The organism is Anseongella ginsenosidimutans (assembly GCF_008033235.1).
Lineage (GTDB): Bacteria > Bacteroidota > Bacteroidia > Sphingobacteriales > Sphingobacteriaceae > Anseongella > Anseongella ginsenosidimutans.
The window spans coordinates 1,529,805-1,542,316 of sequence record NZ_CP042432.1 but is presented as its reverse complement, the minus strand read 5'-3'; the positions used below and the strand labels follow the sequence as shown (position 1 = coordinate 1,542,316).

Here is a 12,512-nt window from a genome sequence, read left to right as displayed (position 1 = left end):
TTCAGGGTTTTTGCCGCCGTGGCAAAAACCCTTTTTTCATTCAAGATTTACATGCCAATGACCAGATCTATCCTCAAATGTATGCTGTTATTCGCCCTGATCGCAAATTCCTCCTGCGTCCGGGACACCGGCTTTTCCAAAATGCACAACCTGGATTTTAATCTTGAAGAGGATTACCTCAGGGCATGGAAGACAAAGTACCAAGTGACGGGAAATTCAACTATTTCCTATCTTCGTGCATCTCCGATGCGAAAGTTCATTAGAAATATTGCGCGGAATAAAGTGCTGCAACAAAGCAAAAAAGCAGTTAAGCCTCCGGACATTTAGGTCCGAACAAAAAACGAACTGCAAGGGTTTGTACAAAGTACCGTGCGGATTTGTAAAGCATTCCCTGCAAGTCGTGCAAGGCTGAAAAGAGTTGCAAGGGTTGTACAAAGTACAGCGCGAGCTTGTGCAAAGTACTGCGCGGGTTTGTAAAAAGCACTGCGCGGGTTTGTAAAACGTCCTGTGCAAGGCTGAAAATCGGAAGAGAAAATTTTACCGGAAGGAAGAGAGAGTATGATGGAAAACGCGGATAAATACAATATAGCTTTCCGTAAAGCGCTGGAAACCCTGAATGAGGCGCAGCTGCGGGCGGTGGAGCAAATTGAAGGGCCGGTACTGGTCATAGCCGGGCCGGGTACCGGGAAAACGCAGATACTGGCGGCCCGTATCGGGCGGATCCTTAGCAATACGGATACGGACCCGCATAATATTCTTTGCCTGACTTATACGGACGCGGGGGCGGTGGCTATGCGCAGGCGGCTCTTCCAGTTTATCGGGCCGGATGCCTGGCGGGTGAATATTTATACTTTTCATGCTTTTTGTAATGATATTATCCAGGAGAACCTGGATTACTTCGGAAAATTAAGCCTGGATGCCATTTCCGACCTGGAACAGATCGCGCTGTTCAGGAAGCTCATTGATTCCTTCCCGGCAAATCACGTGCTGAAGCGTTTTCGCGGGGACGCTTATTATGAGATCAGCGGCCTGAAGGATCTTTTTTCGATCATGAAAAGGGAAAACTGGCAGCCGGATTTTGTCTGCCAAAAGGCCGGTGAGTATCTTCAGGCGATCCGGGATGCAGAGCCGGACAGTCCGTACTTTAAAAAATTCAAGTATAAAAAGCCTCCCAAAGCTGCCGGGCCGGGAGCGGTACAGCCCGGCGACCTGAAACCGGCCTTTGACGACGAGGTGGAACGCATGGAGCGGCTAAAAGCGGCGGCCTGCGAGTTTCCCAATTACCAGCGGCTTATGCGCGAAATGGGGCGTTACGATTTCGACGATATGATCTCCTGGATCCTGGAAGCTTTTAAAACGGATCCTAATTTCCTGCTGAATTACCAGGAGAAATATCAGTACGTACTCCTGGATGAATACCAGGATACCAGCGGGGCGCAAAACGAACTGATCCGCCTGCTGGTGAGTTACTGGGACACACCCAATATTTTCGTGGTAGGCGATGACGACCAGTCCATTTTCCGTTTCCAGGGAGCCAATGTGGAAAATATTGAGCAGTACCATACCCGGTATGCCCGGGATCTTTACAGCGTGATGCTCCTGGACAACTACCGATCCACCCAGCCTATCCTGGATGCCGCCCGCGTTCTCATAGAACACAATACGGAACGGATCCGGCTGCCAGGCCTGAGCAAACATCTGCTCGCAAAAAACAGCTCGCTGGCAAAGGATGTACTTCCTGAAATTCATGAATACCAGACACAGCTGCACGAATTCGCCGGCATTACCCGGCAGGTTAAAAAGCTGCTGGACCAGGGTCTGCCTCCGGCGGAAATTGCCATTATTTATAAGGAACACCGCATCGGGGAGGAGCTGATGCATTATTTCCGCCTGGAAAACATCCCGGTTTCAGCGCGAAAAAAGCTGAACGTGCTGAAAACGCCCTTCGGGCAGAAGCTGCTCAATATCCTGCGTTACCTTTCCCTGGAAACGGAGGCTCCTTACAGCGGGGACGAATTGCTGTTCCATATTATGCATTATGATTTTTACGGCATCTCCCCCCTGGAGACGGCGAAGATCTGCGTAGCGGTGAACCGGCAGAACCGCGCCGGGAAAGAACAAACAGCAATTCGCCGGCATATTGCCGAACTGGCGGCCGGGCAGCAAAGCCTCTTCCAGGCGGAGGGGCAGGCCGAAATAGCGCGGCTTAGCAACGATATCGAGTACTGGATCAAGGCGGCAGAGAATCTCACGCTGCAGAATCTCTTCGAAAAGATCGTGCTTCGCGGCGGCATCCTGGGCTACGTGCTGCGATCGCCGGATAAGAACCTTTACCTGCAAATCCTTTCGGCCTTGTTCAATTTCCTGAAGGAAGAAAGCCGCCGCCACCCGGAAATGAACCTGGCGGGCTTTATGCGGCAGATTGACCTGCTGGAAGAACACGAGCTGCCCCTGGAAGTAAGCCAGGTGATCTTTAATGAGCAGGGCGTTAACTTCCTTACCTGCCACGGCTCAAAGGGCCTGGAGTTTGACCAGGTATTTCTCCTGGGCTGCAACAGTCAATCCTGGGAAAAGAAAAAAAAGCGGGCCAGTGGCTACAAACTTCCGGACACCGTGTTTTCTTCGGCCAGGGACGCCGGAAATGAAGAAGAACTTCGGCGCTTATTTTACGTGGCCATTACCCGCGCCCGCAGTCATCTTCATTTGTCTTATTGCCGTTACGATGCCGCTGGCAAGGAACTGGAACATTCGGTTTTCCTTGCGGAGATCATGGCCGGCACCGGCCTGCAGCCGCTTCACCGGGAAGTGCCGGAAGAGGAATTGCTTCCTTTCTTCGCCCTGAATTTTTCGGAAGAAGAGAAACCGGCCATCGGCCTGATAGATAAAAACCTGGTTGACAGCGTGCTGCAGAATTACGCACTCAGCGTGACCCATTTAAGCAATTACCTGGAATGCCCGCTCCGGTTTTATTTCCAGAACCTGCTGCAGATACCCAGGGGGAAAACGGAGTCCCTTACCTTTGGTTCGGCGATCCACTGGGCTCTGGAAGTCTTCTTCCGGAAGGTAAAAGAGGAAGGAGAATTTCCGCCGAAGGAACAGCTGCAGGAAGATTTCGGCTGGTACATGAATAAGAACCGGGAATCATTTACGGCCGAGCAATATGCGCGTCGCATGGAATACGGGAAAAAGATCCTTCCCGACTACTATGACCGGTATATCGAGGAATGGCCGCGTGTCATTATCCCGGAGATCACGGTTCGCAATGTGGAAATAGGGGGCGTTCCCATCAAGGGAAAAATTGACAAGCTGGAATTCGATGGAAAATCCGTGAATGTGGTTGACTATAAAACCGGGCGCTATAAAAATGCCAAAGAGAAGCTGAAGAGCCCGGATGAAAAGAACCCCAACGGCGGCGATTACTGGCGGCAGGCTGTCTTTTACAAGATACTGATTGACAATGATCATTCCCGGAACTGGACCGCACTGAGTTCGGAATTCGATTTCGTGGAACCTGAGAACGATGAATATATAAAGCATAAGATCTTTATCCGCCCTGAAGATATCGAAATCGTTACCGGGCAGATAAAAGACACCTACGCAAGGATCCGCAACTACGAATTTGATACCGGCTGCGGGAAGAAGGACTGCGAATGGTGCAATTTTGTTCGTTCCAATTTCAGGGACCTGCCGCAAATGCCTGCCATCGAAGATGAAGAACAATGATACTTGTTACTTGATACTATATCGCATATATTTGCAATCCGTAATTAGCGTTTTAGCTTAGCTTATCATAATGAGAACCATACAATTCAGAGAAGCCCTGCGCGAGGCCATGAACGAAGAAATGCGCAAAGATGATGCGATTTTCCTGATGGGCGAAGAGGTAGCCGAATACAACGGCGCCTACAAGGTAAGCCAGGGAATGATGGACGAATTCGGGGCCAGGCGCGTGATTGATACGCCCATTTCTGAATTGGGCTTTGCCGGGATAGGTATTGGCGCAGCCATGAACGGCCTGCGGCCTATCGTGGAATTCATGACTTTCAACTTTTCACTCGTTGCTATCGACCAGGTGATCAACGGCGCGGCCAAGATCCTGCAAATGTCAGGCGGCCAGTTCTCCGCTCCCATTGTGTTCCGGGGCCCTACGGGCAATGCCGGCCAGCTCGGAGCCCAGCACTCGCAGTCCTTTGAAAGCTGGTATGCCAATTGTCCGGGCCTGAAGGTAGTGGTCCCTTCCAATCCTTATGATGCGAAAGGCCTGCTGAAATCCGCGATCATTGATCCCGATCCCGTGATCTATATGGAGTCAGAACTGATGTACGGCGATAAGGGCGAAGTGCCGGAAGACGAATATTATATTGACCTGGGACAAGCCCATATAGACCGTGAAGGCACGGATGTTACCCTGGTAGGTTTTGGCAAGATCATGAAAGTTGTCCATGCCGCCGCAAAAGAGCTGGAAAAAGAGAATATCAGCGCCGAAGTCATTGACCTGCGCACGGTCAGGCCGCTTGACTATCCTACTGTCCTGAACTCCGTGAAGAAGACCAACCGCCTGGTGATCGTTGAAGAAGCCTGGCCGCTCGCCAACTTTTCAACGGATATCGCTTTCAGGGTACAGAAAGATGCGTTCGATTACCTGGACGCCCCGGTACTCCGCATAAATTGCGCCGACACTCCGCTGCCCTATGCTCCCACGCTGATCGAAGCCGCCCTGCCGAACGCAGCAAAGGTGGTAAAGGCAGTGAAAGAAGTTATGTACATTAAATCCTAAGACATGTATACAGGTTTAACGCACTTCCATTCCTACTGGGCCTACCTGGCTTTCCTGCTGCTGCTGGTAGCTATTATCAATTCCCTGCTGGGCCTGACGGGAAGAAAAGAATTTAAACCAAAAGATCGCAAGATCGCTGTTTTTGCCCTTGCCGCCGTTCATATCCAGGCCCTGATCGGCCTGGTGCTGTATGTGCTGTCCCCCTACCTGCGCCTGATGGCCGGCGACCCGTCAGCGGCCATGGGCGTTGCTTCCACCAGGCTTCTTGCGCTGGAGCATCCGCTGATCAATATCATTGCCGTGATCCTGATCACCGTCGGCTTTTCCCGTCATAAAAAACTCGCGGCTTCCCCTGCGAAGTTTAAAAGCATTGCCATTTTTTACCTTATCGGGTTGGTGTTAATCATATCCCGCATCCCCTGGCAAAACTGGCTTTAACGGTGTTCTTTTAGCCCCTGCCTTCACAAAAAAATGCTTACATAGCGTTTGCTATGCGCGCATTTTCTTGCTTTGTCAGGAACTAAAATAACGCGGTTAAAGGGGGTGGATCTTTACCGTATAAACCCTTCGGCCTGCGGCCATCAGTTTATACGGGTGGGGTTCGGCCACCAATCTATGCAGGTGGGGCTCGGCCTGCGGCCATCGATCTATCTGGGTGATGACCCGGCCTGCGTGCCGTTGGTCTATGCGGAGTGCGGTCACATGGGCTTATTTCTTTTTTCCGGCTTCTATGTAGTCTTCGAGGCTGATCTGGCGTTTGATGCTTTCTTCCAGGGAAATAATGGTTTCGGTGCGTTGGATACCTTCGATGGCCTGCAGCTTTTCGTTGAGGACAGCGCGGAGGTGATTGGTATCGCGGCAGACTACCTTGGCGAACATACTATAAACGCCGGTTGTATAATGTAATTCAACTACTTCAGGAATGTCTTGCATTTTTTTTACGGCATCATGATACTCGGAACCTTTCTGAAGATAAATGCCGATAAAGGCGCAGACGTCATAGCCGATCTTTTGCGGATTGATCAGCAGATTGGAACCCGTGACAATGCCAAGTTCCTGTAGTTTTTTCATCCTGACATGTACCGTGCCGCTGGAAACCACCAACTCCTTCGCTATCTCTGTATAGGGCGTAGTGGCGTCATTCATGAGGATAGAGAGGATCTGGAGATCGATATTGTCAATTTGCAAAATCTGGAGCGTCTTTTCAATCATAAATTTTCGTTTTTGCAATTTTACGAAGGTTTTATTATAAATAATGAAATAATTAATTTTTTTTGTTGTTAAATTTGCAAGGAATAGCCCTTTGTATTACATTTGCATCAGTAACAACAACAATGTAGGGTGGTGGAATTGGCAAACACACCTCCTTGTCTCGGTGGCGGAGAGCACGGGAAAATCCGGCAACGGACCAACCGCTCCTTGAAGGTTCGAATCCTTCCCCTACAGCTAACTTCATACAGGTTTATTGATTGGTAACAAAAAACCCCGCAGTTCGCCACCCGGCGAACGGGGGTTTTTGTTTTACACTCGAAATATACTAAATTTTGAAAACAACGCGGTGCTGATTTGCATGGTTCTTAAATAAACTTACTTTTTTTTATCGATTTGTAAATGCGACCCGGCCTTGGCTGTCCGGCTTACTGTCCGTACTTCTCCGTATATTTTCTGTAAAGTTGTTTTTGCTTGTTATCCAGATCTATTTTCCTGCCACGGATAAAAGCCGCTTCCACCTGGTTGCCCCGCATATCGAGCGCATCACCGGCGGAAATGAAGAGCGTCGCATCCTTTCCGGTTTCAAGGCTTCCCGTACTGGCTTCAATGCCCAGGATCCGGGCGGGTTCCAGGGTAATGGCAGACAGCGCCTCTTCGGGGCTCAGCCCGTAAGCGGCGGTCGTCCCGGCCATAAAGGGAAGGTTCCGCAGCTGCCAGTAGCCCCAGGTACTGATGCAGAATTGTACGTCTGCTTCCTTCAGCAGGGCGGCGCGTTTGTATGGCAGGTTTACGTCGTCATCATCGCGGGCAGGCAGGGAATGCGGATCGCCCAGGATAACCGGTACCTGGTTCTCTTTCAGAAATTCCGCAACCAGGTGCGCCTCATTTCCCCCGTAGATCACAGGGCGAATGTTCAGTGAACGGCTCCAGTTAACGGCGGCGAGTATGTCTTTTGCACGGCCGGCGCGGATAAACAATTGCTTCTCCCCGGTAAAGATGCCCTTAATGGCTTCGAACCGAAGGTTTTTTACCGCGGGCGAGGATAGTTCCCCGTAGGCTTTGGCCTGCCGGAAGAACTCCTTCAATGCCGAGAGGCTTTTTTCAGCCTGTTCACGCTGCTTTTCCCGCTCTTCGTCTTCCGCAGCTGCATTGATACTCATTCCGGGCCAGCTGATCCACAAGCCGCCGTCCATTTTATAGGCCGCGTCTTCCCAATGCCAGGCATCCAGCATTACCACGGACGAGGTTCCGGAAATAACGCCTCCCTGGGGTGCGACCTGGGCCAGGAGTACGCCGTTGGAGCGTACCGTAGCGGGAACATAGGAGTCCGCTTCATAGGCCACGATGGCGCGTACGTTGGGATTAAGCGACCCGGTTTCGTTAAAATCCCGGGTGGCGCGCACTGCTTCTACCTCGGCAAGGCCCATAATACTATGGCAGGCGATAAAGCCGGGGTATACATGCTTGCCGGCGGCGTCAATGATGGTCGCGCCGGGGGCATCCAGGGAACCGGCAGTGCCAATCCCGGTAATCTTTCCGTCTGCAAAAAGGATAGCGCCGTTTTCAATGACCTTTCCATTTCCCACATGGATCATAGCGCCCGTGATCAGCACGGGCTTTTCCTGCGAAGGAGCCGGAATAATGGTGGGCTGCGCCAGGGCAGGCAAAGAAATAACCAGCAGCAGCGCCGCGATACAATAACGAAGCATGGGATTAGTCTTTAAATTCATCAAATACATCCTCGCAATGGTAGTAAACTTTCTTTTCAGGGGCGGGCTTGCGTGTTTTTCCGCCGTTATGCTTTACATTCAGCATTTCCCGGGTAAGGCGCACCCGTTCCTTCCGGACCTCCTGCCGCATCAGCGAGTCCTGCGCCGCATCGTAATAAGCGATCCCGTCCACGAAGGTCTTCTCTACCCTGGCATAGATGGAAAGCGGGTTTTCCGTCCAGATTACCAGGTCGGCGTCTTTGCCAGCCTTTATACTGCCTACACGGTCATCTATATGCAGCATTTTCGCCGGGTTGAGGGTAACCAGTTTCAGGGCTTCTTCTTCGCTAAGCCCGCCGTACTTCACCGCCTTTGCCGCTTCCTGGTTCAGCCGGCGGGCCATTTCCGCATCGTCTGAATTAATACCGGTAAGAATACCCATTTTATGCATAATGGCAGCGTTGTAAGGAATGGCATCTTTTACTTCCATTTTATAGGCCCACCAGTCGGAGAATGTAGATCCTGCCGCCCCATGAGCTTTCATTTTATCGGCCACTTTATACCCTTCCAGGATATGAGTGAAGGTGTTTACCCGGAAATCCATGGAATCAGCTACCTGCATGAGCATTGCGATTTCTGATTGGACATAGGAATGGCAGGTAATGAACCGTTCATCGTTCAGGATCTCCACCAGGGCATCCAGTTCCAGGTCACGCCGGACATTTCCGCCGTCAGCCCTGGCCTTTTCATATTCCCTGGCTCGCTGAGAAGCATCCATCATCACTTGCTCAACGCCCATACGGGTTTGGGGGAAACGTGTGGTCTGGTTATCGCCCCAATTGGATTGTTTCACATTTTCGCCCAGGGCGAATTTTATAAAGCCGTCGGCGCCTTCGAATTTAAGGGCTTCCGGCCCCATCCCCCAGCGTAGCTTAATGAGCTGCGTTTGCCCGCCAATGGGATTGGCCGAACCATGCAGGATGTGCGAAGTGGTCACGCCCCCGGCCAGCTGCCGGTAAATATCGATGTCCTCTGAATTGATCACGTCTCCAATGCGTACCTCGGAAGATACTGCCTGCCCGGCCTCGTTTATCCCGCGCGTAGCCGCAATATGAGAATGCTCGTCCACGATCCCGGGTGTCAGATGTTTTCCTCCCGCATCTATTACTTTTGCCCCTCCGGCGTTCAGGCCCTGGCCTACCGCGGCTATTTTCCCATTGGCGACGAGTACGTCGGCATTTTCAAGGATGCCTTCCGCCTCATTGGTCCACACGGTGGCATTCCTGATAAGGACTTTTTCCTGGCGGGGCGGCTCCTCCCTTCCATAAGCAAGGAAGGGATAAATCACGGCGCCGGGAGATCGGGGACCTGTCTCATCCTTCTCTTTTTCCGCTTTGGCATCCTCCGCATCACCTGTCCGCATTGCCGACCAGGCTGCTGTTTCCCCGCCTGGCAAGGTAGCCTGTCCTTCCAGTTTCAGGGGGCCCTGGCCGGAAGGCGCATTGCCGGAAGAATTGTGGCCGGCGATCAGGCCGTTCAGCCGGAGCGTCCCGCCGGCGGCCTCTTCCAGGTTTACCAGGAGGCTGAACAAGTCCCCTGTCCTGCTGAAGACGCCTTTGGCTTCCTCGCTTCCCGCCTTTATTTGTATTTCGGGATCGACCGGAGAACCTGATACGGTCATTTCCATCTCCGGGACGCCGTTCACCTGCAGTTCATAAACACCTCTGATATCGGGAAAGTCAAGATCATTCACCTGGTAGCGGTTTCCTCTCACCCAGTTTTCATAGATCACATTATCTTCATCAAAAAGTTCCGAAGAAGTAATGATAAAATTGGCCAGCTTTCCTTCTTCAAGTGTACCAAGCTGCGCTTCCATGCCAATCAGCCCGGCCGGCACCTCCGTGAGAGACCTTAATGCCTGTTCTTTGGAAAGTCCGCAGGAAACTGCTTTACGAAGGTTTTTCCAGAAGTCCTTTTCCGCTCCTTCGGAAGTAAGCGCAAAGCGAAGCCCGGCAGCTTCCAGCCTGGCGGGGTTAAAGGGGCCAGTTCCCAATGCTTCATTTGTGCGAGGCTCACATGCCTGGCGTCGTAGGGGTCTTCCAGATCAAAAGCTTCGGGAAAATCCAGGGGAACCACCAGCGCCCCGTTGCTTGCTTTTACCAGTTCAAGCCGCTGGTAGGAATCACCGTTTCCCCGAAAGATAAACTGGACTTGAAATTCGTCTCCCACATGGTCGGCACGGAGAATATCCAGGACGTCCGCGGCTTCAAAAAAACAGGGCAACGTCTTGTTTTTTTGAAATGCCTCCAGGGAAAGATTGCTCGCTTCTTCACTTCCACCAGCCTCGTACCAGTCCGCATCGTACCAGGTTTGCCTGAGCAGGGCAATGGCTCCCATCAGCGAGGTTGGATAATCATTGCCCGAACTCCCTTTATTGAAAGAATAATGAGTGGCCGCTTCCTCTTTTATCAATTCCTTGTTATCCCGTTCCTGCCCCAGGGTCACAAATACCGAACTCCCGCGGGCAATCCCATCCTTATTATGCGAAAGAACCGCCCCGAAACCCAGCTTGCGGAGTTTTTCGGCTTCCGCTCCATCTACGGAAAAATGCTCCCTCGCCGCATATTCGGGCCGGATAGCTTCATTCCAGCCATAAGCCCCGCGTTTTTCGGACAGGAACTGCGGAGGAGCATTCCAGTTGCGACGGCTTTGCTCCCGCGGCGGCAGTCCGTAAGAAGTATAAAGGTCAATTAATGAGGGGTAAATAAACTTTCCTTCCAGATTTCTTATCACCGCTCCTTCCGGTATCCGGACATTGGCCCCGACTGCTTCGATCTTCCCCTTCCGGACCAGCAAGGTACCTTTCTTAATGACGTTGCCGGCGCTCACTACGATGGTAGCATTGGTAAAAACAAACAAACCCGGCCTTTTGTCCTGCACCCCGTTCTCCGGGAAAGTTTCCTGGGCAGAAACACACAGCGGATGCATATTAATGAAAGAAAGGAGAAAGAAGACGGCAAGTAGGGCTTTTTTCATACCAGGGCAATTTTAGGAAAGCCTAATTTATTGAAATATTGCCCGCCCGGCAGCTCGCTCTAGTGTAACTTTCATGTTACTTGCGGCGAGAAAATTTTCTACCGGGCGTTTTGAATTAAAAGTTTTCTTTCCCATCTTTGGGCCAGTGGTTTATCAGACGATACATACAGGTTGGCGGTGGCATGAAACAAAACATGCTGCAGGCTTTTGTGTGGATTAACCTTTCAAAAGAAAAAAAGAAATATTTATATAAAAGCCTGTCGTGATAAGCGACGGGCTTTTTTGCTTCGGGAGGAAAATTTCTCCTGGTTCAGGCTAAAGAAAACGATTCAAGCAACAATAACAGACCAATGGCTCAATACTCACTTCGTTCCACACACAAAACCTTGCTAGCCGATACGGCTACGCCCGTAAGTATTTACCTGCGGCTCCGGGATGAATTCCCCAATAGTATTCTCCTGGAAAGTTCGGACTACCACGCACGCGGGAACAGCATGTCCTTTATCTGCTGCGACCCTATTGCGCATATCAGGATCGAGGATGGAATGTTCCGGGAACAGTTTCCCGATGGCATTAGCCATGCTTATCAATGCGATGAAATTGATATTCCCCAAAAGATCAGCGATTTCGGAAATGCCTTCCGCTACGAAACAGACAAAAAATTCAATTTCAGCACGGGCGGTTTATTCGGCTATTTCACCTATGATACGGTACAGTACTTCGAGGATATCCGGCTCAGCACACCCAAACGGCCTGAACGGGCCATTCCTGAAATGCAGTACCATGTATATCGCTATGTTATCGCCATCAATCACTTCAGGAACGAGCTGCATATTTTTGAGCATCATGCGGAAGGAACGGAAGAAAAACCGGGAGGCATTGAGCGGATTGAATTGCTGATCAGGAATAAGAATATCCCTGAATACCATTTCCGGACGGAAGGAGAAGAATCATCCAACATGACGGATGCCGAATTACTGGACATCATGGACAAGCTAAAAGCCCATATAGGGCGGGGAGACGTTTTCCAGATCGTTCCGTCCAGGAGCTTTAGCCAGGCATTCCGGGGGGATGAGTTCAATGTTTACCGGGCGCTGCGGTCGGTAAACCCTTCACCCTACCTCTTTTACTTTGATTATGGCAATTTCAAATTATTCGGCTCATCGCCCGAAGCGCAGCTTACGGTAAAGAACCGGGTAGCCACCATCTATCCCATCGCGGGAACCTTCCGGCGCAGCGGAGACGACGAGGCCGATGCGATCCTGGCCGAAAAGCTCATGGAAGACCCCAAGGAGAATGCCGAACACGTGATGCTGGTTGACCTTGCCCGCAACGATCTGAGCATACACTGCGATAAGGTGCAGGTGGAGAAATTCCGCGAGGTGCAATATTACTCCCATGTGATCCACCTGGTTTCGACGGTGTCAGGCAAACTCCGGGACGAGGTCCCACCATGAAAATAGTGGCTAAGACTTTTCCCGCGGGGACACTCTCCGGAGCCCCCAAGTACCGGGCTATGCAGCTTATTGACGAGCATGAAAAAGGATCTCGGAGTTTCTACGCAGGAGCCATCGGCTTTATGGGTTTCAACGGAGATTTTAACCATGCGATCATGATCCGGTCTTTCCTGAGCAAGCAAAATGTGCTGCATTTCCAGGCAGGCTTTGGTTTCGTGGCGGACTCGGTACATGAAAACGAGTTACAGGAGGTGAGCAATAAGCTGGCTGCCTTAAAAAAAGCAATTGAAATGGCGGGAGATATTTAGTCCCCGGAGATAT

10 protein-coding genes and 1 tRNA gene are annotated in these 12,512 nt (G+C 51.2%); 7 read left to right on the top strand and 4 right to left on the bottom strand.

Annotated elements, in window-relative coordinates; translation table 11 throughout:
- The first annotated feature begins 57 nt into the window (after positions 1-57).
- The 4 genes from FRZ59_RS06550 (at position 58) to FRZ59_RS06535 (ending at position 5,215) form a co-directional block, all read left to right on the top strand.
- Positions 58-327, top strand: a complete 270-nt coding sequence (locus FRZ59_RS06550) for a hypothetical protein (RefSeq protein ID WP_132130096.1) — start codon at positions 58-60, stop codon at positions 325-327.
- A gap of 231 nt (positions 328-558) precedes the next feature.
- On the top strand, positions 559-3,723 hold the full coding sequence (locus FRZ59_RS06545; protein ID WP_132130097.1) for an ATP-dependent DNA helicase: 3,165 nt from the start codon (positions 559-561) through the stop codon (positions 3,721-3,723).
- Positions 3,724-3,793: 70 nt separating this feature from the next.
- The gene (locus FRZ59_RS06540; protein ID WP_132130098.1) at positions 3,794-4,777 is read left to right on the top strand and encodes a pyruvate dehydrogenase complex E1 component subunit beta; all 984 of its coding nucleotides are present in this window, start codon (positions 3,794-3,796) and stop codon (positions 4,775-4,777) included.
- A 3-nt stretch (positions 4,778-4,780) separates the two neighbouring features.
- Positions 4,781-5,215, top strand: a complete 435-nt coding sequence (locus tag FRZ59_RS06535; RefSeq protein WP_132130099.1) for a hypothetical protein — start codon at positions 4,781-4,783, stop codon at positions 5,213-5,215.
- A 270-nt stretch (positions 5,216-5,485) separates the two neighbouring features.
- On the opposite strand, the gene FRZ59_RS06530 is transcribed toward FRZ59_RS06535, so the two are convergent.
- Positions 5,486-5,989, bottom strand: coding sequence for an Lrp/AsnC ligand binding domain-containing protein (locus FRZ59_RS06530; protein ID WP_132130100.1), 504 nt, complete (start codon positions 5,987-5,989; stop codon positions 5,486-5,488).
- Positions 5,990-6,112: 123 nt separating this feature from the next.
- Here FRZ59_RS06530 and FRZ59_RS06525 point away from each other — a divergent pair.
- A tRNA-Asp gene (locus FRZ59_RS06525) sits at positions 6,113-6,223 on the top strand.
- Positions 6,224-6,414: 191 nt separating this feature from the next.
- Here the strand turns inward: FRZ59_RS06525 and FRZ59_RS06520 are convergent.
- The 3 genes from FRZ59_RS06520 to FRZ59_RS18935 are packed head-to-tail and all read right to left on the bottom strand — an operon-like array spanning position 6,415 to position 10,734.
- Positions 6,415-7,719 (bottom strand): amidohydrolase family protein, encoded by a 1,305-nt coding sequence (locus FRZ59_RS06520; RefSeq protein ID WP_225975225.1) that lies wholly within the window; start codon positions 7,717-7,719, stop codon positions 6,415-6,417.
- On the bottom strand, positions 7,703-9,721 hold the full coding sequence (locus FRZ59_RS06515) for an amidohydrolase (RefSeq protein ID WP_225975272.1): 2,019 nt from the start codon (positions 9,719-9,721) through the stop codon (positions 7,703-7,705). Before FRZ59_RS06515 ends, FRZ59_RS06520 begins: the two co-directional genes overlap by 17 nt.
- On the bottom strand, positions 9,610-10,734 hold the full coding sequence (locus tag FRZ59_RS18935) for an amidohydrolase family protein (protein WP_225975224.1): 1,125 nt from the start codon (positions 10,732-10,734) through the stop codon (positions 9,610-9,612). The genes FRZ59_RS06515 and FRZ59_RS18935 overlap by 112 nt, the downstream gene beginning before the upstream one ends.
- Positions 10,735-11,084: 350 nt before the next feature.
- Between FRZ59_RS18935 and FRZ59_RS06510 the strand changes: the two genes are divergently transcribed.
- On the top strand, positions 11,085-12,191 hold the full coding sequence (locus FRZ59_RS06510; RefSeq protein WP_349290830.1) for an anthranilate synthase component I family protein: 1,107 nt from the start codon (positions 11,085-11,087) through the stop codon (positions 12,189-12,191).
- Between the two features lie 5 nt (positions 12,192-12,196).
- The gene (locus FRZ59_RS19745; protein ID WP_349290829.1) at positions 12,197-12,499 is read left to right on the top strand and encodes a chorismate-binding protein; all 303 of its coding nucleotides are present in this window, start codon (positions 12,197-12,199) and stop codon (positions 12,497-12,499) included.
- Positions 12,500-12,512: the final 13 nt, after the last annotated feature.